This is a genomic window from Brevundimonas aurantiaca (genome assembly GCF_904830995.1).
GTDB lineage: Bacteria > Pseudomonadota > Alphaproteobacteria > Caulobacterales > Caulobacteraceae > Brevundimonas > Brevundimonas aurantiaca.
Window position 1 is genome coordinate 1,124,772 of record NZ_CAJGVD010000001.1, and the last position, 24,582, is coordinate 1,149,353.

Annotated in this window: 31 protein-coding genes and 2 riboswitches; of the genes, 19 read left to right on the forward strand and 12 right to left on the reverse strand. The window is 67.8% G+C overall.

The window, feature by feature from the left end; all coding sequences use genetic code 11:
• Positions 1 to 56: 56 nt before the first annotated feature.
• The gene (locus tag JMT67_RS05595; protein WP_054766250.1) at positions 57 to 743 is read left to right on the forward strand and encodes a murein L,D-transpeptidase catalytic domain family protein; all 687 of its coding nucleotides are present in this window, start codon (positions 57 to 59) and stop codon (positions 741 to 743) included.
• A 3-nt stretch (positions 744 to 746) separates the two neighbouring features.
• Here JMT67_RS05595 and JMT67_RS05600 read toward each other — a convergent pair whose 3' ends face one another.
• From JMT67_RS05600 to purD, 3 genes are read right to left on the reverse strand one after another with little or no spacing between them, the layout of a single operon-like run.
• A complete protein-coding gene (locus tag JMT67_RS05600) occupies positions 747 to 1,022 on the reverse strand; it encodes a type II toxin-antitoxin system RelE/ParE family toxin (RefSeq protein WP_201462914.1) in 276 nt (91 codons plus the stop codon).
• On the reverse strand, positions 1,010 to 1,210 hold the full coding sequence (locus JMT67_RS05605; protein WP_007442400.1) for a hypothetical protein: 201 nt from the start codon (positions 1,208 to 1,210) through the stop codon (positions 1,010 to 1,012). Before JMT67_RS05605 ends, JMT67_RS05600 begins: the two co-directional genes overlap by 13 nt.
• 31 nt (positions 1,211 to 1,241) lie before the next feature.
• Positions 1,242 to 2,516 carry a phosphoribosylamine--glycine ligase gene (purD, locus tag JMT67_RS05610; RefSeq protein ID WP_152950711.1) on the reverse strand — a complete coding sequence of 425 codons (1,275 nt, stop codon included), beginning with the start codon at positions 2,514 to 2,516 and terminating at the stop codon, positions 1,242 to 1,244.
• A 112-nt stretch (positions 2,517 to 2,628) separates the two neighbouring features.
• Here purD and xseA point away from each other — a divergent pair, with 112 nt between their 5' ends.
• From xseA to JMT67_RS05650, 8 genes are all read left to right on the forward strand, one after another.
• Complete coding sequence (gene xseA / locus JMT67_RS05615; protein WP_201462915.1) at positions 2,629 to 4,266, forward strand: exodeoxyribonuclease VII large subunit; 1,638 nt, start codon at positions 2,629 to 2,631, stop codon at positions 4,264 to 4,266.
• Positions 4,267 to 4,323: 57 nt separating this feature from the next.
• Complete coding sequence (lspA, locus tag JMT67_RS05620) at positions 4,324 to 4,830, forward strand: signal peptidase II (RefSeq protein ID WP_152950713.1); 507 nt, start codon at positions 4,324 to 4,326, stop codon at positions 4,828 to 4,830.
• A gap of 111 nt (positions 4,831 to 4,941) precedes the next feature.
• Positions 4,942 to 5,508: a DUF3035 domain-containing protein gene (locus JMT67_RS05625; RefSeq protein WP_201462916.1), complete on the forward strand. Its 567-nt coding sequence runs from the start codon at positions 4,942 to 4,944 to the stop codon at positions 5,506 to 5,508.
• 64 nt (positions 5,509 to 5,572) lie between these two features.
• Complete coding sequence (locus JMT67_RS05630) at positions 5,573 to 6,241, forward strand: Tat pathway signal sequence domain protein (RefSeq protein ID WP_152950715.1); 669 nt, start codon at positions 5,573 to 5,575, stop codon at positions 6,239 to 6,241.
• Positions 6,241 to 8,043, forward strand: coding sequence for an arginine--tRNA ligase (gene argS, locus JMT67_RS05635; protein ID WP_201462917.1), 1,803 nt, complete (start codon positions 6,241 to 6,243; stop codon positions 8,041 to 8,043). The genes JMT67_RS05630 and argS overlap by 1 nt, the downstream gene beginning before the upstream one ends.
• Before the next feature lie 50 nt (positions 8,044 to 8,093).
• Positions 8,094 to 8,330 carry a FitA-like ribbon-helix-helix domain-containing protein gene (locus JMT67_RS05640; protein WP_201462918.1) on the forward strand — a complete coding sequence of 79 codons (237 nt, stop codon included), beginning with the start codon at positions 8,094 to 8,096 and terminating at the stop codon, positions 8,328 to 8,330.
• Positions 8,327 to 8,773: a type II toxin-antitoxin system VapC family toxin gene (locus tag JMT67_RS05645; RefSeq protein ID WP_201462919.1), complete on the forward strand. Its 447-nt coding sequence runs from the start codon at positions 8,327 to 8,329 to the stop codon at positions 8,771 to 8,773. Before JMT67_RS05640 ends, JMT67_RS05645 begins: the two co-directional genes overlap by 4 nt.
• A complete protein-coding gene (locus JMT67_RS05650; RefSeq protein WP_201462920.1) occupies positions 8,766 to 9,779 on the forward strand; it encodes an adenosine deaminase in 1,014 nt (337 codons plus the stop codon). The genes JMT67_RS05645 and JMT67_RS05650 overlap by 8 nt, the downstream gene beginning before the upstream one ends.
• Positions 9,780 to 9,967: 188 nt before the next feature.
• On the opposite strand, the gene pncA is transcribed toward JMT67_RS05650, so the two are convergent.
• Both pncA and JMT67_RS05660 read right to left on the reverse strand, forming a co-directional pair.
• A complete protein-coding gene (gene pncA / locus JMT67_RS05655; RefSeq protein WP_233455809.1) occupies positions 9,968 to 10,603 on the reverse strand; it encodes a bifunctional nicotinamidase/pyrazinamidase in 636 nt (211 codons plus the stop codon).
• Complete coding sequence (locus JMT67_RS05660) at positions 10,600 to 11,571, reverse strand: class 1 fructose-bisphosphatase (RefSeq protein ID WP_201462921.1); 972 nt, start codon at positions 11,569 to 11,571, stop codon at positions 10,600 to 10,602. Before JMT67_RS05660 ends, pncA begins: the two co-directional genes overlap by 4 nt.
• Before the next feature lie 157 nt (positions 11,572 to 11,728).
• Positions 11,729 to 11,824: riboswitch (glycine riboswitch) on the forward strand.
• 3 nt (positions 11,825 to 11,827) lie between these two features.
• A riboswitch (glycine riboswitch) is annotated at positions 11,828 to 11,913 on the forward strand.
• A 55-nt stretch (positions 11,914 to 11,968) separates the two neighbouring features.
• Between JMT67_RS05660 and gcvT the strand changes: the two genes are divergently transcribed.
• From gcvT to gcvPB, 4 genes are all read left to right on the forward strand, one after another.
• The gene (gene gcvT / locus JMT67_RS05665; protein ID WP_201462922.1) at positions 11,969 to 13,084 is read left to right on the forward strand and encodes a glycine cleavage system aminomethyltransferase GcvT; all 1,116 of its coding nucleotides are present in this window, start codon (positions 11,969 to 11,971) and stop codon (positions 13,082 to 13,084) included.
• Positions 13,085 to 13,222: 138 nt separating this feature from the next.
• Entirely contained in the window at positions 13,223 to 13,588 is a 366-nt protein-coding gene (gcvH, locus tag JMT67_RS05670; RefSeq protein ID WP_166621766.1) for a glycine cleavage system protein GcvH, read from the forward strand.
• A gap of 65 nt (positions 13,589 to 13,653) precedes the next feature.
• Complete coding sequence (gene gcvPA, locus JMT67_RS05675) at positions 13,654 to 15,000, forward strand: aminomethyl-transferring glycine dehydrogenase subunit GcvPA (protein WP_201462923.1); 1,347 nt, start codon at positions 13,654 to 13,656, stop codon at positions 14,998 to 15,000.
• Positions 15,001 to 15,014: 14 nt separating this feature from the next.
• Complete coding sequence (gene gcvPB, locus JMT67_RS05680) at positions 15,015 to 16,583, forward strand: aminomethyl-transferring glycine dehydrogenase subunit GcvPB (RefSeq protein ID WP_183214850.1); 1,569 nt, start codon at positions 15,015 to 15,017, stop codon at positions 16,581 to 16,583.
• A gap of 27 nt (positions 16,584 to 16,610) precedes the next feature.
• Here the strand turns inward: gcvPB and JMT67_RS05685 are convergent, their stop codons facing one another.
• On the reverse strand, positions 16,611 to 17,222 hold the full coding sequence (locus JMT67_RS05685) for a TetR family transcriptional regulator (protein WP_375782434.1): 612 nt from the start codon (positions 17,220 to 17,222) through the stop codon (positions 16,611 to 16,613).
• A 77-nt stretch (positions 17,223 to 17,299) separates the two neighbouring features.
• Here JMT67_RS05685 and JMT67_RS05690 point away from each other — a divergent pair, with 77 nt between their 5' ends.
• From JMT67_RS05690 to JMT67_RS05710, 5 genes are all read left to right on the forward strand, one after another.
• Positions 17,300 to 18,223 carry an SDR family oxidoreductase gene (locus tag JMT67_RS05690; protein ID WP_201462924.1) on the forward strand — a complete coding sequence of 308 codons (924 nt, stop codon included), beginning with the start codon at positions 17,300 to 17,302 and terminating at the stop codon, positions 18,221 to 18,223.
• A gap of 216 nt (positions 18,224 to 18,439) precedes the next feature.
• Entirely contained in the window at positions 18,440 to 18,844 is a 405-nt protein-coding gene (locus JMT67_RS05695; RefSeq protein ID WP_224764434.1) for a hypothetical protein, read from the forward strand.
• A gap of 142 nt (positions 18,845 to 18,986) precedes the next feature.
• Entirely contained in the window at positions 18,987 to 19,457 is a 471-nt protein-coding gene (locus tag JMT67_RS05700; RefSeq protein WP_201462925.1) for a DUF6789 family protein, read from the forward strand.
• A 94-nt stretch (positions 19,458 to 19,551) separates the two neighbouring features.
• Positions 19,552 to 19,881, forward strand: a complete 330-nt coding sequence (locus JMT67_RS05705; RefSeq protein ID WP_201462926.1) for a hypothetical protein — start codon at positions 19,552 to 19,554, stop codon at positions 19,879 to 19,881.
• Positions 19,874 to 20,017, forward strand: a complete 144-nt coding sequence (locus JMT67_RS05710; RefSeq protein ID WP_201462927.1) for a hypothetical protein — start codon at positions 19,874 to 19,876, stop codon at positions 20,015 to 20,017. Before JMT67_RS05705 ends, JMT67_RS05710 begins: the two co-directional genes overlap by 8 nt.
• 88 nt (positions 20,018 to 20,105) lie before the next feature.
• On the opposite strand, the gene JMT67_RS05715 is transcribed toward JMT67_RS05710, so the two are convergent.
• The 5 genes from JMT67_RS05715 to JMT67_RS05735 all read right to left on the reverse strand — a co-directional run bounded on the left by JMT67_RS05715 (position 20,106) and on the right by JMT67_RS05735 (position 22,625).
• The gene (locus JMT67_RS05715; protein ID WP_054766270.1) at positions 20,106 to 20,621 is read right to left on the reverse strand and encodes a F0F1 ATP synthase subunit B; all 516 of its coding nucleotides are present in this window, start codon (positions 20,619 to 20,621) and stop codon (positions 20,106 to 20,108) included.
• Complete coding sequence (locus JMT67_RS05720; RefSeq protein WP_152950727.1) at positions 20,621 to 21,163, reverse strand: F0F1 ATP synthase subunit B family protein; 543 nt, start codon at positions 21,161 to 21,163, stop codon at positions 20,621 to 20,623. The genes JMT67_RS05715 and JMT67_RS05720 overlap by 1 nt, the downstream gene beginning before the upstream one ends.
• Positions 21,164 to 21,241: 78 nt before the next feature.
• The gene (locus JMT67_RS05725; RefSeq protein WP_054766272.1) at positions 21,242 to 21,466 is read right to left on the reverse strand and encodes a F0F1 ATP synthase subunit C; all 225 of its coding nucleotides are present in this window, start codon (positions 21,464 to 21,466) and stop codon (positions 21,242 to 21,244) included.
• Between the two features lie 63 nt (positions 21,467 to 21,529).
• On the reverse strand, positions 21,530 to 22,318 hold the full coding sequence (locus JMT67_RS05730; protein WP_191554316.1) for a F0F1 ATP synthase subunit A: 789 nt from the start codon (positions 22,316 to 22,318) through the stop codon (positions 21,530 to 21,532).
• A gap of 4 nt (positions 22,319 to 22,322) precedes the next feature.
• The gene (locus JMT67_RS05735; protein ID WP_231681315.1) at positions 22,323 to 22,625 is read right to left on the reverse strand and encodes an AtpZ/AtpI family protein; all 303 of its coding nucleotides are present in this window, start codon (positions 22,623 to 22,625) and stop codon (positions 22,323 to 22,325) included.
• 292 nt (positions 22,626 to 22,917) lie between these two features.
• On the opposite strand from JMT67_RS05735, the gene ispH reads away from it, so the two are divergent.
• Complete coding sequence (ispH, locus tag JMT67_RS05740; protein ID WP_201462928.1) at positions 22,918 to 23,889, forward strand: 4-hydroxy-3-methylbut-2-enyl diphosphate reductase; 972 nt, start codon at positions 22,918 to 22,920, stop codon at positions 23,887 to 23,889.
• Positions 23,890 to 23,901: 12 nt separating this feature from the next.
• On the opposite strand, the gene scpB is transcribed toward ispH, so the two are convergent.
• Positions 23,902 to 24,570 carry an SMC-Scp complex subunit ScpB gene (scpB, locus tag JMT67_RS05745; protein ID WP_201462929.1) on the reverse strand — a complete coding sequence of 223 codons (669 nt, stop codon included), beginning with the start codon at positions 24,568 to 24,570 and terminating at the stop codon, positions 23,902 to 23,904.
• Positions 24,571 to 24,582: the final 12 nt, after the last annotated feature.

Below are 24,582 nucleotides of genomic sequence, written 5' to 3' on the forward strand. Positions count from 1 at the left end.
GGTCGTAACGGTTTGAAACAAACACCTCCGAAGACAAACCGCAACGAGGGCGTCGCATGCGGCTTTCGAGACGAGGACTCATTCTGGGCGGCTCGGCCATGCTGGCGGGGTGCGCCAGCGCCAGCGCCACGGCCCCCGTGACGACGGCGGCGCTCCAGCCCGTCGCGGCCCCGGTGGTCGTTCCCCCGGTTCAGACCGTCAGCGTGACCCCGCCGCCGCTGGATCCTCGCGGCGCCGTTCCGAAAGATCTGATGGACCGGGCCATGGCGGCCCTGGACATCCACCACCGCAAACTCCCCCTGCGTGACCGGATGTATCTGGTCGATTTCAAGAAGTTCTCGGGCGACGAGCGGCTGTACGAGGTCGATCTGATCGCAGGCGAGGTCAAGGTGCTGCGGACCTGCCACGGCCGGGGCTCCGACCCCGACCATTCCGGCTATGCGCGCCGCTTTTCCAACACGCCCGATTCCAACATGTCCTCGATCGGCGCCTACGCCACGGCCGGCGCCAGCTGGGGCAAGCAGCAGGGGCCGAACGTCCTGCTGGACGGGCTGGAATACACCAATGACAAGGCCCGCGAACGCGCCATCATCGTTCACGGCGCCGACTACGCCGACCCGGACTTCCTGGCGCGCGAAGGCAAGCTGGGCCGCAGCTACGGCTGTTTCTCGGTGGCCCATACCGACTTGCCGGAGCTGCGCGAGCGGATGGGCGAAGGCCGGCTGCTGTTCGCCTGGGCGTAAGGCCTATCCCTCGGGCCGTCGGGCCGAGTGGCGGATGGGGATTATGCGAATCTCGCTGGGCAGGATGGCGTAGCGGATCACATAGGGGCGGATCGAGACCGCCTCGCGAAGCCCATGGCGTATTTGCCTGCCGCGATCCGGAAAGGCGCTCAGACTTTCGGCCAGATCGATCAGGCGAACCGCCAGGCGAATCGCCGCTGGCGGGCTGAAACCTTGCACATAGGATTGGATGGCGATCAGGTCTTCCCGAGCTTGCTCGGTCCAGACTACTCGCCGCATTTCGGCGGCGGGAGCGGATTGTCCGTTCCCCAAGACAGAAGCCACCGCTTTACGGCTTCATGGCTCACGACCCGCCCGGCCTCGGCGTCGGCGAGGCCACGCAGGGTCGCCGCCTCGTCCGCCGCGTCGTCGGCGATGTCGAAGACGCCCGGCTCGTCGTCATCTTCGTGGTACGCGGGATCAGCCATGGCGCGAGCCTACCACACCCCGCCGATACGGTCAGCCCCGGCCCAGGGCCCGCCAGCCGATGTCGGCGCGGTTGAAGCCGCCGGGCCAGTCGATCTTCTTGATGGCGTCGTAGGCGCGCTCGCGGGCCTGGGCGATGTCGTCGCCCTCGGCGCAGACGTTCAGGACGCGGCCGCCGGCGGCGCAGAGCTGGCCGTCGTCGCGGCGCTTGGTCCCGGCGTGGAAGACTTGGACGTGGGGACCGAAGTCCTGATCGGCGCCGCGGATGATGGAGCCTTCCAGCGGACTGTCGGGATAGCCCTTGGCCGCCATGACCACGCAGATGACCGTCTGGGGCTTGAACGCCGGGGCCGGCAGGCCGGAGACGTCGCCCCGCGCGCAAGCCAGCAGATAGGGAACGATGTCCCCGGCCATGCGCATCATCAGCACCTGGCATTCCGGGTCGCCGAAGCGGGCGTTGAACTCGACCACCTTGGGTCCGTCGGTCGTGGCCATCAGCCCGGCGTAGAGGACACCGCGATAGGGGGCGCCCTCGACGGCCATCTTGCGGATGGTGGGCTGAACGATGCGTTCGTCAGCCTGCTGGACCAGGTCGGCGGTGAAGACCGGGGCCGGTGAATAGGCGCCCATGCCGCCGGTGTTGGGTCCGGTGTCGCCGTCGAAGGCGCGTTTGTGGTCCTGGGCGCCGCCGAACAGGACAGCCTGTTTGCCGTCGCACAGGGCGAAAAGGGAGCCTTCCTCGCCGTCCATGAACTCTTCGATCACCACGCGGGCGCCGGCGGCGCCGAAGCGGCCGCCCAGCATGCGCTCGACCTCGGCCTCGGCGTCGGCGCGATCCGGGCTGATGGCCACGCCCTTGCCGGCGGCCAGGCCGTCGGCCTTGATGACATAGGGCGGCTGGAAGGCGTCGAGCGCGGCCTTGGCCTCCTGAACCGTCTCATAGACGCCGTAGCCGGCGGTGGGGATGGAATGACGCTCCAGGAAGGCCTTGGAAAAGGCCTTGGACGTCTCCAGCTGCGCGGCCTTGGCGGTGGGGCCGAAACAGGGGATGCCGGCGGCGGCCAGCCGGTCCGCCAGACCGGCCGCCAGGGCGACCTCCGGCCCGACCACCACCAGGTCCGCCTTGATCTCGCGCGCCAGGGCCGCCAGGCCCTCGGCGTCGTCGGCCTTGACCGGACGAAGCTCGCACACGGCCTCGATCCCGGGATTGCCGGGCGCGGCGACAAGGCGGGTGACCAACGGCGACTGGGCGATCTTCCAGGCCAGGGCGTGTTCACGCCCGCCCGATCCGACGAGGAGAATGTTCATAAGGTGGGCAATGACCGCACCGCGCGAGGCGGTCAAGCGGCGGGCGGCCGCGATATCGCCTCTTCCTTGGAAACGGGTGCGAAAACGATCCGCCTCGGGCTAGAGTGGGGTCATGAGCGACGACTCCTATGTGTTCGAAGGCCCAGCCGAGGCCGCCGCCCCGCGCGACAACAATCCGCCCCTGTCGATCTCGGAACTGTCCTTTGCCCTGAAGCGGACGCTGGAGGAGCGATTCGGCCACGTCCGGCTGAGGGGCGAGGTGTCCAAGGTCAATCGTCACGCCTCGGGCCATGTCTATCTGACCCTGAAGGACGACAAGTCGGCCATCGACGGCGTGATCTGGAAGGGATCGGTGCGCGGCCTGGGCGTCCAGCCGGAGGCGGGGCTGGAGGTCATCGTCACCGGCAAGATCACCTCCTATCCCGCGCGGTCCTCGTACCAGATCGTGATCGAGAGCATGGAAGCGGCGGGGGCCGGCGCCCTCTTGGCCCAGTTGGAGCGGCTGAAGGTCCGCCTGCGCGAGGAGGGCCTGTTCGAGCCGGGGCGCAAGAAGCCCCTGCCCCAGTTCCCCCGCAACATAGGGGTGATCACCAGTCCGACCGGGGCGGTGATCCGCGACGTCCTGCACCGAATCGCCGAACGCTGGCCGTGCCGGGTGATCGTCTGGCCCGTGGTGGTCCAGGGCGAGGCGGCGTGCGGCCAGGTGTCGAACGCCATTCGCGGCTTTGATGCGATGAGGCCCGACGGACCCATCCCCCGGCCGGATCTGCTGATCGTGGCGCGCGGCGGGGGGGCGGTGGAGGACCTGTGGTGCTTCAACGACGAGGGGCTGGCCCGCACGGTGGCGGCGGCGCGGATTCCGATCATCTCGGCCGTGGGACACGAGACGGACACCACCCTGATCGACTTCGTCTCGGATCGGCGCGCGCCGACGCCCACGGGGGCGGCCGAGATGGCCACGCCTGTGCTGGCCGACCTGAGATACGCCGTCGCCGACCTGGATCGACGGCTGGTGCTGGCAGGCGGGCGGCTGATCGAGGATCGGCGGACCCGGCTGCGCGCCGTGGCGCGCGGACTGCCCGCCCGGCCGGAGGACCTGACGGCCCTGGCGCAACAGAGGCTGGACCATGTGTCCAGCCGCCTGGGTTCGGGCCTGCAACGCAACATCGCCCTTCACGAACGCCATCTGGCCGTGACCGGCGGAAAGTTGAGCCCCGGGCTGCTGCGGACCCGGATCGAGCGGGGTCAGGATCGACTGCGCGGCGCGGGGGACCGGCTGGGGGCGGCGCTTCAGGCGGGTGTCGCGCGCGGCGAGCGACGGCTGTTGCAGATCGGCGGCCGCCTGTCGCCCGAACCGCTGCACCGCCGCCTGGACCAGCGCCAGGCCAGGCTGGACGCGGTCTCCGCGCGCCTGGACGGCGTCATCCCCCGCCGACTGGACGGCGACCGAGCCCGGCTGAGCGCCCTGTCCCGCGCCCTGGCGACGCTTGATCCCAGCCGCCCCAAACCCGGCTTCGCCCGGGTCGAGCGCGCCGACGGCGGCTGGATCACCGCTGCGGCCGGGCTGGAATCGGGCCAGACCGTCCGACTGGTGTTCGGCGACGGCGCGCGCGAGGCCGTCATCGACGGCGCGGCGCAGACCCCTTCGCCGGCGCCGCCCTCTGCGACGCCCCAGTCGAAGCCTCAGTCGACCCCACGACCGACGCCTCGGCCCAAGCCACCGGCGCCGGACCAGGGCGACCTCTTCTGACGTCCGGTCCCGCTTTTCCGCTTCGCCCCTGAGCCGCTTCCTGCTAACCGCCGCCGCATGAAGATCCCCCGCATTGCCTTCGCCGCCTATGGCTTCGCCCTTCTGATCATCGTCCTGGACCAGCTGACCAAGGCCTGGATCCTGAGTCTGCCGGACGTGGCCTCGATCGAGCAAATCCCCGTCGGCTACGTCTTCGCCGAGGTCTTCCCGCCGATCCTGCGGTTCACCTTCGTCCAGAACACCGGCGTCAGCTTCGGCCTGTTCGGCGGGGGCGAGGCGCGCTGGGGTCTGACCATCTTCTCCGTCCTGGTCTCGGGCGCCCTGGCCTGGTGGGCGACGCGGGCCGATCGCCGCCTGCTGATCACCGCCATCGGCCTGGTGATCGGCGGCGCCCTGGGCAATGTGATCGACCGGGTGCGGTTCGGCTATGTGGTCGACTTCATCGACGTTTCGGGCACAGGCGTCTTTCCCTGGGTGTTCAACGTCGCCGACAGCGCCATCACCATCGGCGTCGTCCTTCTGATCATCGACAGCTTCCTGTCCGACCGGGCCTCCAAGGCCTGAAAACGGCTGCAAGGTTGGCGCGGCCCCCGAAAAGTCGTAATCACCCCGTCTTCACTATGCCAACAGCGCCCGCAGAGGCGTTCCGTGCATCAGCCGATCGAGCCTGAACCCATGCGTATCCGCAGCGTCGCCGTCCTGACCCTCGCCGCCTCAGCCGCCCTCGCCGTTTCGGCCTGCGGCAGCCTCAAGCAAGGCATCGGCCTGACCAAGGTCGTGCCGGATGAGTTCGTGACCGTCTCCACCGCGCCGCTCAGCGTGCCGCCGGAATACGGCCTGCGTCCGCCTGCGCCCGGCCAGCCCCGCCCGCAGGAACTGGCGCCCGAAAGCGCCGCGCGTCAGATCCTGCTGGGTCAGCGTCAGGCCGTCACCCGCACCCCCGGCGAACAGGTCCTGGTGGCCCAGGCCGGCGCCGATCAGGCCGACCCCCTGGCCCGCTACGTCGTCGACGACGAGTTCGGCGACATCGCCCACAAGGACGAAAGCTTCGCCAACCGCGTGATGTTCTGGCGCAAGGACGACGCCTCGACCCAGGCGGCCACCACCCGCCAGACCGCCGAGGGCCAGCAGACGATCGACGCCTCGACCGAGGCCGCCCGGCTTCAGGCCCTGACGGGCGGTCGTGAGGCCATCACCATCACCCCGCGTCGCAGCGGCGGTTTCAAACTGCCGGGTCTGTAAACCGGTCGAACCTTTGTCGGACGCCGGCTGCGGCGTTGGTCCTTTCGCTGTCGGAAATCATTTGATGCGTCGCCTGCTCACCGCCCTGGCCGCCGTTTCCATCGCGGCCTCCGTCCTGCCTGTCGCCGCCGAGGCGCAGCAACGTCAGCGTCAACGCGGTTCCAGCGGACAGCAGGCGGACGGGTCGGAGAATGCGCCGTCCACCCGCGCGCCCCGGATCGCGCCCCTGCGCCGCCGCGCCAACGCCGGCCCCTGCCCCTTCGTCAAGGTGCTGTACGACGCCGCCCGCTATGTGGAGCTGGAAGGCGGCCGCGCCGCCATCGCCAACGTCGGCTACACCGGCGAGATCGAAGGCGTCTCGGCCGATTGCGAATATCGCGAAGCCGATCCGATCCGACTGGACATGGACATCCTGTTCCAGCTGGGCCGCGGCGCCCAGGCGACCGAGGACCAGAAGACCTATCGTTACTGGGTCGCGGTGACGGAACGGAACAGCGCCGTCCTGGCCAAGGAATATTTCGACCTGCCGGTGAAGTTCGACGGCCAGCGCACCGCCTCGGTCAACGAACAGCGGACCATCATCATTCCCCGCGCCGAGGCCACCACCAGCGGCGGCAATTTCGAAGTTCTGATCGGGTTCGACGTCACGCCCGAAATGGCCGAGTTCAACCGGTCCGGCAGTCGCTTCCGCGTCAACGCCGGAGCCGCCCAAGCCTCTGCGCCGAGCCAGTAATGTCTGATCTGAAGACCGTCCTCAGCGAAGCGGTCGCCGCCGCCTTCGCCGCCGAAGGCGTGGAGCCGGCTCTCGCTCGCGTCACCCCGTCCGACCGGCCGGACCTGGCCGACTTTCAGTCGAACGGCGCCCTGGCCGCCGCCAAGGCATTGAAGGCCAATCCGCGCGAACTGGCCGGCAAGATCGCCGAGCGGCTGGGCGCCGACGCCCGCTTCGCCTCGGTCGAGGTGGCGGGGCCGGGCTTCATCAATCTGAAGATCGCCGACGCCGTTCTGGCGGAACGCGCCGCCGAAGTCGCCGCCGACGCCGAGCACGCGGGCGCCGCCGTCGTGGCCGATCCGCGCAAGGTGGTGATCGACTACGGCGGTCCGAACGTGGCCAAGCCGATGCACGTCGGCCATCTGCGCAGCGCCATCATCGGCGAGAGCCTGAAACGGCTGTTCCGTTTCCGCGGCGACCACGTGACCGGCGACGCCCATTTCGGCGACTGGGGCTTCCAGATGGGGCTGCTGATCACGGCGTGCGGCGACGAGGGTCTGGTCGACGCCTTCATGGCCGAGGGCGACGGCCCCTTCCCCGCCGAAAGCCCGGTGACCCTGGCCGATCTGGACCGGCTGTATCCGCAGGCCGCCGGCAAGGCCAAGGAAGACCCGGCCTTCCGCGACCGCGCCCGCAAGGCGACGGCGGAGTTGCAGGCCGGACGGCCCGGCTATCGCGCCCTGTGGTCGCATTTCGTGGCGGTCAGCCGCGAGGCGCTGAAGCGCGAATACGGCGACCTGTCGGTCGATTTCGACCTGTGGAACGGCGAGAGCGACGCCGATCCCCTGATGGACGAGATGATCGCCCATCTTAAGGCTGAGGGCCTGCTGGTCGAGGACGACGGCGCCCAGGTGGTCCATGTCGCCAAGCCGGGCGAGACCCGCAAGAAGAAGCTGGCCGACGGCTCGGTGATCGAGACGCCCTCGCCCCCGCCCCTGCTGGTGATCAGCTCGGAAGGCTCGGCCATGTACGGCACGACCGACCTGGCCACGATCCTGGACCGCAAGAAGGCCCTGGCGCCGGACCTGGCCCTGTACGTCGTCGACGAACGCCAGGCCGAGCATTTCGAACAGGTGTTCCGCGCCGCCTATCTGGCCGGCTACGCCGCGGAAGGGTCGCTGGAGCATCTGGGCTTCGGCACCATGAACGGCGCCGACGGCAAGCCGTTCAAGACCCGCGCGGGCGGGGTGCTGAAGCTGCGCGACCTGATCGATCAGGCGACGGACAAGGCGCGCGAGCGTCTGCATGAGGCCAAGCTGGGCGACGACCTGTCGCCGGAAGAGTTCGAAGCCATCGCCCACAAGGTGGCCATCGCCGCCCTGAAGTTCGCCGACCTGTCGAACGCGCGGACCACCAGCTACGTCTTCGACCTGGACCGGTTCATGAGCTTCGAGGGCAAGACCGGCCCCTATCTGCTGTACCAGTCGGTCCGGATCAAATCCCTGCTGAGGAAGGCCGCCGAACAGGGCGCCGCGCCCGGCGCCATCGTCATCGCCGAACAGGCGGAGCGCGATCTGGCCCTGACGCTGGACGCCTTCTCGACCGCCGTGTCGGACGCCTATGACAAGCGGATGCCGCATCTGGTGGCGGAACACGCCCATCGGGTGGCCCAGTCCTTCTCGAAATTCTACGCCGCCTGCCCGGTGCTGGTGGCGCCGGACGAGGCGACGCGGGCCTCGCGCCTGGCCCTGTCGGCGGCGGCGCTGCTGCAGTTGGAAATCGCCCTAAGCCTGCTGGGGATAGAGACGCCGGAGCGGATGTAGCGACGCGACTTGCGGTATGATAGCATTGCTATCGTCTGATGGAGGCCGTCATGAACATCCATGTCCGTCATCTGGATGAAGCCACGGTGCAGGCGCTGAAGCAGCGGGCGGCCCGCAACGGCCGTTCGGCCGAGGCCGAGTATCGCGCCATCCTGACCGCCGCTGCGGCCGAGGAAGCCGATGGCTTCGACTGGATCGCCGCATCGGATCAAATCCGCGCCCACACGGTCGGCCGCCCGCAGACGCCGTCGGAAGTGCTGGTCCGCGAAAGTCGTGACGAACGGTGACGGCGGTCATCGACGCGAGTGTATTGGCGAAGTGGTTCGTCGAGGAAGATGATACGGCTGCGGCTCGCCGCCTTCAGAAACTCAAGCTGTTCGCGCCCGACCTGCTGATCGTCGAAACAACGAACGTGCTTTGGAAGAAGGTGCGACTTGGCGGATTTGACTCCGCCTTCCTTGCGCCCGCCGTTCGGGTGATGCGGCATGCGAATCTGACCCTGATAGACAGTTTGACCCTGGCGGATCGCGCAGTGGAAATCGCTGTGCGGCTAAATCATGCGGTTTACGACTGCTATTATCTGGCGCTGGCCGAACAACGAAACGCGCCCATGGTCAGCGCCGATGACCGTCTGGGCCGCAAACTCGCGGCGGCTCCGGGAGTGACTCCGGCCAAGATTGTCGGTCTTGCAGCCTTCGTCGCCGATCTATCAGAGAACCATAATGACTGACCTCGACGCCTATATCGCCGGCCTGCCCAAGGCGGAGTTGCACCTTCACATCGAGGGCTCGCTGGAGCCGGAGCTGATGTTCGAGCTGGCGAAGCGCAATGGGGTCTCAATCCCCTACGACAGCGTCGAGGCGGTGCGGGCGGCCTATGATTTCTCGAATCTGCAGGACTTCCTGGACATCTATTACGCCGGGGCGGCGGTCCTTCTGACGCGCCAGGATTTCGAAGATCTGGCCTTCGCCTATTTCCAGCGGGCGGCCGCCGATAACGTGCGCCACGCCGAGATCTTCTTCGATCCCCAGACCCACACCGACCGGGGCGTGCCCTTCGGCGTGGTGGTGGAGGGGCTGATTGCGGGGATGGACCGGGCCAAGGCGGAACTGGGCGTGAGTTCGGGTCTGATCCTCAGCTTCCTGCGGCATCTGACGGAGGACGAGGCGTTCGCGACCCTGGAGGCGGCCAAGCCCTATCTACATCATTTCATCGGGGTGGGGCTGGATTCGTCGGAGGTCGGCCATCCGCCGTCCAAGTTCCAGCGCGTCTTCGCCGCCGCCCGCGACCTGGGCCTGAAACTGTGCGCCCATGCCGGCGAGGAAGGCCCGCCGGCCTATGTGCACGAGGCGCTGGACCTGCTGCACATCGACCGAATGGACCACGGCAATCGCTCGATGGAGGACGAGGTTCTGGTGGAGCGGCTGGCGCGCGAGCAGATGACCCTGACCGTCTGCCCCCTGTCGAACCTGAAACTGTGCGTGGTGAACGACCTGAAGGACCACCCCGTGCCCGAGATGCTGCGCCGGGGCCTGCACGTCACCCTGAACTCGGACGATCCGTCCTATTTCGGCGGGTACGTGAACGACAACTACAGCCGGCTGGCGGCGGCGGTCGGGCTGACCCGCGAACAGGTGACGCAGATGGCGAAGAACAGTTTCGAGGGGTCTTTCCTGGGCGAGGCGGAGAAGGCGGCGTTCATCGCGGAGGTAGAGGCCTACGCCAAGGCGGGCTGACGTCCTTTCGTCATTCCGGGCGAAGGGCCTGCTTGGCCCGAAGACCCGGAACCCAGCGGCGCCGAAGGCGAAATGGGTCCGCCGCACTGTGCTGGAACAGCGCGTCCGCGACAGTTTCGCGCTCTCGCGCGCCGCTGGGTTCCGGGTCTCCGCTGCGCTTCGCCCGGAATGACGAAAGAAAAAGGGGTTTAGCCGAGGAAGGCCGCCGCCCCCACCTCCGCCACCCCAATCGCCCGGAAACTGTCCCGCGCCGTCGCCTCGGTCTGTGGCGTGATCGCGCGGCTGGCGTCGGAGATGACCACGGCCTCAAAGCCTTCGCGCACCGCGTCCTCGACGGTGAAGCGGACGCAGTAGTCGAAGGCCAGACCGCACAGGAAGACGCGAGTCACGCCCAGGTCGCGCAGCAGGCCGGCCAGGCCCGTCGGGGTGCGATGGTCGTTCTCGAAGAAGCCGGAATAGGAATCGACCGCCGGGTTGTAGCCCTTGCGGATCACGGCCAGGGCCTTTTGCACCGTAGGCGCCGCGTCGGGATGGAAGTCCGCGCCGGGCGAGCCCTGGATACAGTGATCGGGCCACAGCATCTGGCGGCCGTAAGCGACCTCGATCTCGGTGAAGGGAGCCGCGCCGGGATGGTTGGAGGCGAACGAAATCTGGTCCGGCGTGTGCCAGTCCTGGGTCAGGACCACCCAGTCGACCCGTTCGGCCAGCCGGTTGATCAGCGGCATGATCCCCGCCCCGCCCGCGACCGCCAGAGACCCGCCCTCGCAGAAGTCGTTCTGCGGGTCGATGACCAGAAGGGCGTCAGTCGGACCGATCTTCATCATGCGCTTGCGTAGGCGTCGATCTCGTTGGCCGAGCCCAGGGCGACCGGGATGCGCTGGTGCAGATGCTCGGGCTGGATGTCCAGTATGGGCTGCGTCCCGTCCGTCGTCGCCTTGCCGCCGGCCTGTTCGACCAGGAAGGCCATGGGATTGCCCTCGTACATCAGGCGCAGCTTGCCGGGCTTGTTCGGCTCGCGCTTGTCCCAGGGGTATAGGAAGACGCCGCCGCGCATCAGGATGCGGTGGACGTCGGCCACCATGGCGGCGACCCAGCGCATGTTGAAATTCTTGCCCCGGGGGCCCTCGTCGCCCTTCAGCAGATCGCCCACATAGGTCTGCACCGGCTCGGCCCAGTGGCGCAGGTTCGACATGTTGATGGCGAATTCCTTGGTGTCCGGCGAAATGGCGATGGCGTCGTGGGTCAGGATCCAGTCGCCGTCGTGCGACAGGGTGAAGCCCTTGACCCCTGCGCCCGTAGTCAGGACCAGCATGGTCTGGGGGCCGTACAGGGCATAGAGGGCGGCGACCTGATTGCGGCCGGGCTGCATGAAGTCGGCCTCGGTCGGCGAAGGCGTCGCGGACTTCAGCACCGAGACGATGGTGCCGACCATGGCGTTGATGTCGATGTTGGACGAGCCGTCCAGCGGGTCGAACAGGACCAGATAGTCGCCGGTCGAATGGGGCGCGGGCTGGACCTCGTCCATCTCCTCCGAAGCGACGCCGGCGACGGCGGGACAGGCCAGAAGGGCGTCGGTCAGCATGTCGTTGGTCATGACGTCGAGCTTCTTCTGCTCCTCGTCCTGAACATTGATCTGGCCCGAGGCGCCCAAGGCCCCGGCCAGGGCGCCGCCGGCGACCAGAGTGCTGATGTCGGCGCAGGTGGCGGCGGCGACCGTCAGGACCGTCTTCAGCCCTTCCGGAACCTCAAGGGCGGCGATGTGGGCGTCGAGGCGGGTGCGGTCGGCGGTCATGGGATCGGTCCGGAGCGGCGGAGAGGGACGCTCCGTTCTTGGCGGGCGGACGCAGGGAGAGCAAGGGCGAGCCGACGCCGGATGTCAGGAAGTGCGACAAGGCGGCGTCAAAACACGCCTGCGCTTGACTTGCGGCCGGAGTCGGTGGCTTAGGTCGATTGCTCTCGCGGGAGAGATCGGCGCGCCTCGGCGGGTCGACGCCGAAGGCGCAACCGCCCCGGAAACGCTCAGGCAAACGGACCGCGAAGCATACGGACGCTGGAAAGCCGCTCTTCACGGGCGCGCCGACGGAGCAAGGCGACATGATTTGGTCGCCGGAATCTCTCAGGCTTCAGGACAGCGGGGGCGCGAGGACGGCGGAGCTCCGCCACAACACGCGACCGTGAAAGCCTGAACCATGACCGATCAGACCCTGAAGACCACGCCCCTGAACGCCGCGCACCGCGCCCTGGGGGCCCGGATGGTGGGCTTCGGCGGCTATGACATGCCGGTCCAGTATGAGGGCGTCCTGGCCGAGCACCGTTGGACCCGCGAACACGCCGGCCTGTTCGACGTGTCGCACATGGGCCAGTGCAAGATCACCGGCGCCGACGCCACCGCCCAGTTCGAGCGGTTCGTGCCCGGCGACTATGAAATCCTGAAGGCGGGCAAGCAGAAGTATTCGTTGCTGCTGAACACCGACGGCGGGATCATCGACGACCTGATGGCCGGCCGCCCGGATCACGACGGCCTGTTCGTCGTCGTCAACGCCGGCAACAAGGACGAGGATTTCGCCTTCTGGCAGGCGAACCTGGAAGGCGACGCCAAGCTGACGGTTCTGGACGACCGCGCCCTGATCGCCATCCAGGGGCCGGAAGCCGCCGAGGTCATGGCCGCCCACGAACCGATCCTGGCGGAAATGGGCTTTATGGAATGCGCCCGGCTGATGCTGTTCGGCGTCGACTGCTATGTCTCGCGTTCGGGCTATACCGGCGAGGACGGCTATGAAATTTCGGTCCCGGCGGACCAGGCCGAGCGCGTCTGGAACACCATCCTGGAAGACGCCCGCGTCAAGCCGATCGGCCTTGGCGCCCGCGACAGCCTGCGCCTGGAGGCCGGCCTGCCGCTGCACGGCCACGACATCGACCCGACGACCTCGCCGGTCGAAGGGGCTCTGACCTTTGCCCTGTCCAAGTCGCGCAAGGAGCGCGCGGACTTCACCGGCGCCGACCGCATCTTGAAGGAACTGGCCGATGGCCCGTCTCGCGTCCGCATCGGCCTGATCGTCAAGGAAGGCGCCCCGGCCCGCGAAGGCGCCGAGATCGCCGACGCAGACGGCAATGTCATCGGCAAGGTCACCTCGGGCGGCCCCTCCCCCACCTTGGGCAAGAACATCGCCATGGGGTTCGTGCCGCCGGCCTTTGCGGCGCTGGGTACGGAGCTGAAGGTCATCGTGCGCGGCAGGTCCGCCGCCGCCGAAGTCGTCTCCATGCCCTTCGTGGCGCAACGCTATTACCGGAAGCCGAAGGCGTAACATTCACCCCGTCACCCTCGGGCTTGACCCGAGGGCCGGATTATCCGCCGCATTGCGTCGGGATCAACACAGAGAACGATCCGCCTCCGATCCTCGGGTCAAGCCCGAGGATGACGGGGTGGGAGATGGAGAAGAGAAATGAAATTCACCAAGGATCACGAGTGGGTCAGCCTGGACGGCGACATCGCCACCGTGGGCATCTCGAAGCACGCCGCCGACGCCCTGGGCGACGTGGTGTTCGTGGAAGTGCCGGAAGTCGGCAAGACCGTCGCCAAGGGCGCCAGCTTCGCCGTGGTCGAGAGTGTCAAGGCCGCCTCGGACGTCTACGCCCCCGTCTCGGGCGAAGTGGTCGAGGCCAATGACGCCCTGTCGACCGCTCCTGAAACCGTCAACTCGGCCCCGGAAGCGGACGGCTGGTTCGCCAAGATCAAGGTGTCGGACGCCTCGGAGCTGGACGCCCTGATGGATCAGGCCGCCTACGACGCCTTCCTCGCCACCCTCTAAGCCCCATCGGACCCGCTGATTAAGAGTCAGCGGGTCTTCGGCCTTTCATGGCCCAGGACAAGACCATGCGTTATCTCCCCCTGACGCCCGACGACCGCACGGCGATGCTCGCCGCCATCGGCGCGAAATCGATCGACGACCTGTTCGTGGACGTGCCCGAGGCGGCGCGGCTGGACGGGCCCGTGGACCTCCCCCGCGTGGCCGGCGAGCTGGAGGTCGAGCGCGCCCTGTCCGCCATGGCCGCCAAGAACGCCACGGCCGGCGCCACGCCCTTCTTCTGCGGCGCAGGGGCCTACAAGCACCATGTCCCGGCGACGGTGGATCATATCATTCAACGGTCGGAGTTCCTGACCAGCTACACCCCCTATCAACCGGAAATCGCCCAGGGGACTCTGCAGTATCTGTACGAGTTCCAGACCCAGGTGGCGAACCTGACCGGCATGCCGGTGGCCAACGCCTCGCTGTATGACGGTTCGACCGCCATGGCCGAGGGCGTGCTGATGGCGACCCGCGTGACCCGCCGCAACAAGGCGGTGATCTCGGGCGGGGTGCACCCCCACTACGTCAAGGCGACCGAGACCGTGGTCCACGCCGTCGGCGTGGAGACGCAGGTCCTGGCCCCCGCCGTCGACGCCGAGGCCGCCGTGATCGACCAGATCGGTCCCGACACGGCCTGCGTCGTCGTTCAGACCCCGAACGTCTTCGGCACGGCGACCGATGTCACCAAGATCGCGGAGGCCGCCCACGCCGCCGGCGCCCTGCTGATCGTCGTGGTCACGGAGGCCGTGTCTATGGGCCTCTTGAAATCGCCCGGCGAAATGGGCGCGGACATCGTCGCCGCCGAGGGCCAGTCGATCGGCAACGCCCTGAACTTCGGCGGCCCCTATGTCGGCCTGTTCGCCACGCGCGAGAAGCTGATCCGCCAGATGCCCGGCCGCCTGACCGGCGAGACGGTGGACGCCGACGGCGAGCGCGGCTTCGTCCTGACCCTGTCGACGCGCGAGCAGCACATCCGCCGCGACAAGGCGACGTCGAACATCTGCACCAATTCCGGCCTCTGCACCCTGGCCTTCACCATCCACATGAGCCTGCTGGGCGAGACGGGCCTGCGCAAACTGGCCCTGCTGAACCACGAGAAGGCCCTCGCCACGCGCGACGCCCTGGCCGCCGTTCCGGGCGTCGAGATCCTGACGAAGCGCTTCTTCAACGAGTTTGCGGTGCGCGTGCCCAAGAATGCCGCCGAAGTCGTCGATACGCTGGCGAGCCACCACCTGCTGGCCGGCGTGCCCTACAGCCGCCTGGCCCCCGACGCCGGCATGGACGACGTCCTGCTGGTCGCTGCGACCGAAACCACCCTTGACGCCGACATCAAGCTCCTGGCGACCGCCCTCGCCAAGGTGCTGGCGGCCTGAGCGGAGACAAGACCATGAGCACCATGAACACCGTCGGCCGCCCGACCGCCCCGAACCAGGTCCAGACCAAGCCCGCCACCCTGACCGGCGGGCGCGGCCTGTTGCAGAACGAGCCGCTGATCTTCGAAGGCGAAGGCTGGGGCAAGACCGGGGTCGACCTGCCCGAACCGAAGACCGATGCGTCGGACCTGGGCGACCTGGTCCGCAAGGATCCGATCGGCCTGCCCGGCCTGTCGGAGCCCGAGGCCATGCGCCACTATGTGCGCCTGTCGCAGAAGAACCACGCCATCGACCTGGCCATCTATCCGCTGGGCTCGTGCACGATGAAGCACAACCCGCGCCTGAACGAGAAGATGGCGCGTCTGGCCGGTTTTTCGGACATCCACCCCCTGCAGCCGATGTCGACGGTTCAGGGCGCGCTGGAGCTGATGGATACGCTGGCCCATTGGCTGAAGACCCTGACCGGCATGCCCGCCGTCGCGCTATCTCCGAAAGCGGGAGCGCACGGCGAACTGTGCGGCCTGATGGCCATCCGCGCCGCGCACGAGGCCTCGGGCCAGCATGAGAAGCGCCGCAAGGTGCTGGTGCCCACCAGCGCCCACGGCACCAACCCGGCCACCGCCGCCTTCGTCGGCTATACCGTCGTCGAGGTCGCCCAGACCGAGGACGGCCGCGTGGACGTGGCCGACCTGGCGTCCAAGCTGGGCGACGACGTCGCCGCCATCATGGTGACCAACCCCAACACCTGCGGCTTGTTCGAGCGCGACATTCTGGAAATCAGCCGCCTGACGCACGAGGCGGGCGCCTATTTCTACTGCGACGGCGCCAACTTCAACGCCATCGTCGGCCGGGTTCGTCCGGGCGATCTGGGCGTGGACGCCATGCACATCAACCTGCACAAGACCTTCTCGACGCCGCACGGCGGCGGCGGGCCGGGCGCGGGTCCGGTGGTGCTGTCACAGGCCCTGGCGCCCTTCGCCCCCGCCCCCTGGGTCGTGCATGACGATAGCGGTTACGCGCTGATCGAACGGGAAGAAGGCGACGCAGCCCAGGCCTTCGGCCGCCTGTGCGCCTTCCAGGGGCAGATGGGCATGTATGTGCGCGCCCTGTCCTACATGATGAGCCACGGTGCCGACGGCCTGCGTCAGGTCGCCGAGGATGCGGTGCTGAACGCCAACTACATCAAGGCCCGCCTGTCGGACCTGATGAGCGCGGCCTTCCCCGACGGCCCCTGCATGCACGAGGCCCTGTTCGACGACGAATGGCTGAAGGGCACGGACGTCACCACGCTCGACTTCGCCAAGGCGATGATCGACGAGGGCTTCCACCCGATGACCATGTATTTCCCCCTGGTCGTCCACGGGGCCATGCTGATCGAGCCGACCGAGACCGAGTCCAAGGCCGAGCTGGACCGCTTCATCGAGGCCATGCGCCTGCTGGCCCAGGCGGCCAAGGCCGGCGACGTCGACCGCTTCAAGGGCGCCCCCTTCCACGCCCCCCTGCGTCGTCTGGACGAAACCCGCGCCGCCCGCTCGCCGGTGCTGCGCTGGACCGCCCCTGCGGGCTCGAACCAGGCGGCTTAAGCCGCTCTCGGCGTCCGCCGTCCTGGATCAGGGCGGCGGACGCTGGCCCGCCATGCGTCTCAGGACGGCGAAGGCTTCACGGCCGAACCGTTCAGGCCCTTCGTCCGGATGGGCCAGCCAGGCCTCGCCGGCCAGTTTCATGATGCTGACGCCGATCGCCGCCGCGACGCGACAGGCGACGTCGTCCGGGGCCAATCCCTTCCGCTCGGCCAGCGTCTGGGCCAGCAGCCGCTCCACCCCTTCATACTTTGCGTGATCACCGGCCTGAAGGGCGGGCGTCTGATGGATCAGCCGCGTCAGGTCCAGCATGTCGGGCGTCTGGAAGCGCGCGGCGACATCGGCCAGCCCCCCCTCCACCATATCGAGCAGCGGTTCGTCGCACGGCCGGGCCGCCACCGCCTGGGCGATCATCTCAGGGATTTGGGCCTTGAGGGAAAAGACGATCTCTTCCTTGGAGCCGAAATAGTTCAGCAGGGTGCGGCGCGATACGCCCGCCGCCGCCGCCACCTCGTCCAGGGTGGCGCCGTCAAATCCCTTTTCGATGAACAGCCGCAGGCCTTCGGCCTGAATGCGGGCGTGGGTTTCCTGCCGCTTTCGCGCACGCAGACCCTGCTCGTCAGGAAAAACTTTTTCTTGCACTTCTTGCATATTTGCACCGGATGCAGATATGCAAGCCGGAGCCCTTCGGAAATTCAGTTCACCCCAGGATAGCCGCAATGACCCAATGGACGACAGCCGATATTCCCGACCAGAGCGGCAAGCTGGTCATCATCACCGGGGCGACCGGCGGCATCGGCTTGGAGGCGGCGCTCGTTCTGGCTGGAAAGGGCGCCGAGGTCGTTCTGGCCGCGCGCAATCCGGACAAGGGCGATCAGGCGGAACGGCTGATCCGCAGTCGCCACCCTGAGGCCCTCGTGCGGTTCGAACGGCTGGACCTGGCGGACCTCAGCTCTGTCGCCGCCTTCGCCGAGGCCCTCCTGGCGGCGGGTCGGCCGGTCGACATTCTGATCAACAATGCGGGCGTCATGGCCGTGCCTCGTCGCCGAACGACCATCGATGGTTTCGAGATGCAGTTCGGAACCAACTATCTATCCCACTTCGCCCTGACCGGCCGGCTCCTGCCACTGCTGACGGCGGCTCAGGCGCGAGTGGTGCAGTTGTCCAGCGTGGCCCATCGCGGCGGTCGGATTCAGCTCAGAGATCTGAACTATCGCTCCGGTTACCGGCCCTGGCCCGTCTATCAGCAGTCCAAACTGGCGATGCTGATGTTCGCCCTGGAGCTTCAGCGCCGCAGCGATCGCGAAGATTGGGGCCTGACCAGCGTGGCCGCCCATCCCGGTTTCGCCCGGACGGATCTGATCGCCAACGGCCACGCCGGCAGCCCGCCCGGACTTTTCGCCTTGGTCAGCCGCCTGCTGGCGCGCGTGGCCAGCCATTCGGCGGCCGACGGCGCCTTGCCGATCCTGATGGCGGCGACCCTGCCCCAGGCCGAACCCGGCGCCTATTACGGCCCTCAGGGCTGGCAGGAGATGCGGGGTGCGCCCGGCCGCGCCCTCATCAAGCCCCAGGCGCTGGATGTCGAAACCGCCCGCGCCCTGTGGTCCGAGTCCGAACGCATGACCGGCGTCCACTACGGCTGACCAAGGCCCAGCCGCGTCCTGTGGGACACAGACTGCGACAATCCGGCTTCATGACCAAAGCTTCATAGGAAAGCCACGGATCGGCCATCGAACCGGATCTTAAGGGGTTATGTGACAACCTCGCCACGGTCGCTCTTTCCCTTCCCGGCTTGGGATCGGGTGGGCGTGGCGACCGTTGTCACACCTCAGTCAGTCCTCCTCCCTCCCGGCGCCCTCGTGATCTCCGCACCCGCTCTCGTCCTGTCCTCCGCCTCGCCTCGCAGCCGCAAGCTGCGGGTGCTGAAGCGTTGGGCCCTGATGGCGGGCGGGCTGTTCGTGGTCCTGCTTGGCATTCTGATCGCCCCCCTGCCCGGCCCCGGCGGCGTCCCGGTGATCGCGGTCGGCCTGATGCTGATCCTGAAGAGCTCCTTCTGGGCCAAGCGACAGTTCATCCGCGCCCAGTACGCCCGGCCGAAATGGGTCTATCCCTTCCGGCGGCTGATGCGGAAAAAGCCGGAGTTCGCGCCGGTCTTCTGGCAACAGGCCTTGCGCGCCGAAAAGGTGATCCTGACCCGGCGTCGGCGCGGCCTGATCCGTCTGCGCAAGGGCCTTCGCCGCTACATCCGCAAACTGTTCCGCTGACCGCGCGCGCATCAGCGATCATTTCGCGCTTGCGTTGCTGCGTTCGCTAACCACGGCAACGTGAACGCCGACCGTCCGAGTCAGGCGTATTCTGTCCCAGCGTTATCAGAGAACCAGAAAAGCGTTGGGAGGCGCTAAGGTCATGATGTCACGCTTACAAAAAGGTCTGATCGCCGGTTTCGCCGCCACGGTCGCCGTGTCCCTGCTGGAAATACCCAATCTGTTCATGAACTGGTTCGACCCGTTCCAGAGCGTCATCGCCGCCCTGATCGGCATGCCCGACGCCCTGGCCGTGGGCTGGATTCTTCATGCGGTGACCGGGGTGCTGATCCTGGGTCCCCTGTTCGCCTACCTCTGCCCGCGACTGCCCACCGACACGCCCGAGACCAAGGGCATCGTCTTTGCGGTCGGCGCCTGGGTGGTGATGATGGCCGGCGTCTTCATGGTCGGCGACTACCGCACCTTCAACGCCGGCTCGGGCTTCGGCACCATCGCCTGGCTTCTGGTCACCCATGCCGTTTTCGGGATCGTCCTGGGCAATGTCTACGCCCGGCTGGTCGCGCGCGACAAACGCCAGACGCCCCATGTGATCGGCGGCGCCACGGCCCACTGATCTCGGCGGGCCGGACGGCCTGGTCTCCAGGCCGTCCCTGCGTCCGGCTTCCTACACAGACGAACCTGACGGTGGGCCGACGGCTTCCCCTGCGATGAACCGCAAGGAAGATCCGACGCGCCGAGGGCGCATCCGCTGGGAGCCTCTGCTGGTCGGCGGGGTGGTCCTGGCCCTGATCGCCTATTACCTCGTCGCTGAGGTGATATGGCGAAATCCTCAGGCCGCCGGCGACAGCGAGACGGCCGTGGTCCAACCGGCCGTCGTGCCGCCGCCCGGCGGCGCCGTCCCGCCCAGCGCGCCCGCCGTGGCGCCCGGCGACAATCCGGCCCTGCGCGGCCAGTCGGCCGTGCGCGGCGACGGCACGCCCCTGAACGGCTCCACCACCTCGACGCCGCCCCCGCAGCCGATGCAGACCGATGACTGAACCCGACCGCGATCCGGACGGCTTCAGCCGCCGCAGTGAAAGCGGCGCGCCCTTCCGCATCATGGGCGGGGTCATCGTCTTCATCCTGGTGATGATCGCTGTGGTTCTGACGGTCAGCGGCGTCATCGGGCGCTGAGGGGCCGCCCCAAAACGACTTCGGCCGAAACCGCCAGAGCGATTTCGGCCGAAGGACGGGCGTTGAGACCCGGTCAGACTTGAGGTCGTCAGTTCAGGCGGTCGCCGATCTGGGCGATGGCGGCGTCCAGCAGCGGATCCTTGGCGCCGCCGGCGAGGCGGGCGGCCAGGATCTGTTCCGCGGCCTTGGCGGCCAGGTCGGCGGCGGCGGCCTTGACCTCGGCGGACGCCTGGGCCTCGGCCTGGGCGATGCGGGCCTCGGCCATCTTCTGGCGACGCTCCAGCGTCTCTTCCAGCTTGGCCTTGGATTCGACTTCCAGACGACGGGCGTCGGCTTCCGCCTGGGCCATCATATCAGCGGCCTGGGCCTCTGCCTCGGCCTTCTCCTTGCGGATCTGGGCCAGCAGGGCTTCGGCCTCGGCGCGCAGACGGGCGGCCTCGTCCAGGTCGGCCTGGATCTTGGCGCCCTTGGCGTCCAGCTGGGCGGCGACCATCTTGGGCACGCCGACGGCGATCAGAATACCGAAGAAGATCAGCAGGCCGACGCCGACCCAGATCTCGGGATTCGACAGGTCCCAGATGCCCGGTTCAAAGATCAGGTTCATCAGGCGGCTCCCTTGGCGAGGTCGAGTTCGGCCTTGGTCGCGGCCTGGCCGGTCAGGCGCTCCACCATGGCGGCGGCGGCGTCGGAGGCGATGGTCGAGACATTGCCCATGGCGGCGTCGCGGGTCTTGGCGATGGCGGCCTCGGCTTCGGCGATGCGGGCATTGACCACGGCTTCTTCAGCAGCCTGGCGCGCGTTGGCTTCTTCCGTGACGCGCGCCTTGGCGGCGGCGGCGGTGGCGCGGGCGTCGGCGCGGGCCTTGGCCAGATCGGCCTGGGCCTGGGCGGCCTGTTCGGCGGCCTCGGCCTGGACCTGACGCGCGGTGGCGACGGCGCCGGAGATGGTCTCGCGACGTTCATCCATGACGCGGCGCAGGCGCGGCGCGAAGACCTTGGCGATCAGGAAATAGAGCAGGAAGAACAGGACCAGCAGATAGCCCATCTGCCCGGCCCAGTGCTGGGTCTCGAACTGGGGCAGTCCGCCGCCGCCGTGGCCTTCGGCCTCGGTGGTCGCGTGCGTGTCGTTAGAATTGGGTGCGGCCATGGTGTCCGTTCGTCCGAAAAGCAGAAAGGCGGCGACGGCCTCAGCGAGAAGCCGCCGCCGCCCTAAACCCCGGATAGATCAGGAGTTCAGGATCAGGATGCCCAGCACGAAGGCCAGGATGCCCAGGGCTTCGGCCAGAGCCGCGCCCACGAACAGGTTGCCGACTTGCGAGGCGGCGGCCGACGGGTTGCGCAGGGCGCCGTTCAGGAAGTTGGCGAAGATGTTGCCCACGCCGATGGCCGAGCCGATCATGCCGAGGGTGGCCAGGCCGGCGCCGATGTACTTGGCGGCTTCAGCTTCCATGGTGAGTATCCTTGTTTCAGTCAGGTGGGTTGGAAGAAGGGAGTTCTCGAACTGGGCCGGGCCTTAGTGGCCTTCACCCAGGTTGACCACATCATTGAGATAGATGCTGGCCAGAACGGCGAACACGAACGCCTGAAGGAAGGCGACGAGGAATTCGAGGGCGGTCAGGGCGACGACCATGGTCATCGACAGGGCGGCGATCGGCAGGCCCCAGAGGCCCAGGCCCTCGCCGACGAAGGCGCCGGCGCCCAGGGCCACGACGAAGCCGGCGAAGATCTTCAGCGCGACGTGGCCGCCCAGCATGTTGCCGAACAGACGAAGAGCCAGGGTCACGGGACGCAGCAGGAAGGACAGGAACTCGATCGCGCCGACGACGGGGCGCAGCACCAGAGGCGCGCTGGCCGGCCAGAACAGTTTGAAGAAGCCCAGGCCGTTCTTGAGGAAGCCCACGCCGATGACCAGCAGGATGGTCAGGGCGGCGAAGGTGACCGTCACCGCCAGCTGAGACGTGGCGGTGAAGCTGAGGAACATGCCCAACAGGTTCATCACCAGCACGAGAAGGAACAGGCTGAAGACGAACGGGAAATATTTGCGGCCTTCGTGACCGATGATGGAATCGGTCACCCCGTCGATCATGTCGAACAGGCTTTCGCCGGCCGTCTGCAACCGTCCCGGCACCACCTTGGCGCTCGAGGTGACCAGTTGCAGGAACAGGACGATGGCCACGAAGGCGACCGTCATGGCGACGTGCGAATTGGTGATCGCCAACTGGGTGTGGCCGAAGACAGGCAGGTTCACCGCGCCGAAATCGACGAGCGGCTGGATCTTAAACTGGTGAAGCGGATCGGCCATCAGCCTATCGGTCCTCGTCTTCCTCGTCGTCGAAGGGGACCGATTTCGGTTCGATCCCGCTCGCCTTCGCCTGCGCCATCAGCCGGTTGGCTGTGCGGCGCGCCATGTAAATCGACAGGGCGAAGCCCAGAAGGACTCCGCCGATGATACCCCAGGGATTGGTCCCAAACAGTCGGTCCGCCCCAAAACCTAGCCCCAAGCCCAGGAAGACCCCGCCGAGCAGTTCGGCGACGATCTTGTAGGCCTGGCTCGTCACCGCCTGAGCCGCGAGGTGCTCCGACGCCTTCTGAACCGTCTTGTCCTCCAACGCGGATGCGCTGTCTTGGAGGCGTTTGATCGCCTCTTCGCGCGATTCCGACATTGGGGACATGGCCTGTGCGCTCAGCGCCCGAACAATGTGTTGAGGCAGGTCTGAATTCGGCGCGGAAACTAATCGTGAGCGGCCGGTTGGTCAAGGCGTCGTGAACTTAGCCTAAATCTTTGTTCCGGATGAATTTTCACTGAGAGCCAGCCGACCGTGGCGATGCGTCGCTGCCTTGAGGTGCGGATTCGCTCGCCCCGCATGGCGATATGGTCCGCGAACCATTAGGTTGGCGGCCATGACCATGCACGTCCCCTCCCCCGCGCCCGAACGCCGCCCGATCGCCGTGCGGCTGGCGACGCCGCGCGGCTTCTGTGCGGGGGTGGACCGGGCGATCCAGATCGTCGAGCGCGCCATCGAGAAGTTCGGCGCCCCCGTCTATGTGCGCCACGAGATCGTCCATAACCGCCATGTGGTCGAGCGGCTGAAGGCCATGGGCGCCGTCTTCGTCAAGGAGTTGGACGAATGCCCCGACGACCGGCCGGTCGTCTTCTCGGCCCATGGGGTGCCCAAGTCCGTGCCCGCCGCCGCCCGGTCGCGCGACCTGCTGTTCCTGGACGCCACCTGCCCCCTGGTGTCCAAGGTCCATGTCGAGGCCGAGCGTCATCATGCCGCAGGTCGCCATATCATCCTGATCGGCCACGCCGGCCACCCGGAGGTGATCGGCACCATGGGCCAGCTGCCGCCCGGCGCCATCAGCCTGGTCGAGACCGAAGCCGACGCCGAAGCCTTCGAACGGCCCGGCGACGCCCCCCTGGCCTATGCGACCCAGACCACCCTGTCGGTGGACGACACGGCGGGCATATTGAAGGTGCTGAAGCGGCGCTTCCCCGAACTGCCCGACCCGCACAAGGAAGACATCTGCTACGCCACCACCAATCGCCAGGAGGCGGTCAAGGTGCTGGGCGAGGGCTGCGAACTGGTGCTGGTGGTGGGATCGAAGAACTCGTCCAACTCGGCCCGGCTGGTGGAGGTGGCGATGCGCGCCGGCGCCCGCGACGCCCGGCTGGTGGACGACGCCTCCCAGGTGGACTGGGACTGGTTCGACGGGGTTCAGACGGTCGGCGTCACCGCCGGCGCCTCGGCGCCCGAGCCTTTGATCGCCGCCCTGGTGGACGCCATCGCCGAACGGTTCGACGCTACGGTGACCGAGGACGCCGGCGCGCGCGAAACCGTGACCTTCAAACTGCCGCGCCAGCTGACCGCCTGAGCGCGCCTGGCCCTATCGCTCCTCGCCGACGAAGTCCTGGGCGAACTCGGGGCTGTCTTCGTCCAGCAGGGGCGCCTCGTCCTCATCCGCCCCGGTCGCACGACTGGGGTCGGGCAGTTCGAACCCGACGGGGGCCGACAGGTCCAGAAGCCCGGCGGCCTTCATCTCCTGAACCCCCGGCAGGTCATACAGACTGGCCAGGCCGAAATGCTCCAGGAACCGGTCGGCGGTGCCGTAGGTTACGGGCCGACCCGCCGTCCGTCGCCGCCCCCGCAGACGCACGAACCCCATCTCCAGCAACAGGTCCAGCGTGCCCTTGGACAGGCTGACGCCGCGCACGCTCTCGATCTCGGCGCGGGTCACGGGCTGGTGGTAGGCGATGATGGCCAGGGTCTCCAGCGCCGCCTTGGACAGGCGGCGGGGCTCCTCCCGCTCTTGGCTCATCATGAAGGCCAGGTCCGCCGCCGTGCGGAACCGCCAGCGGTCGGCCACGCAGTCCAGCTCCACCCCCCGTCCCTCGTAACGGGCGCGCAGGCCCGACAGGGCCCGGCCGACGTCGGCGCCTTCGGGGAGGCGCGCCCCGATCTCGGCGGCGCTCAGCGGACCGGCGGCGGCGAACAGCAGGGCCTCGCCCCGGCGCTCGATCTCGGCCTCATCGGGCTGGAAGGACAGGTCAGACATCGGAATATCCGC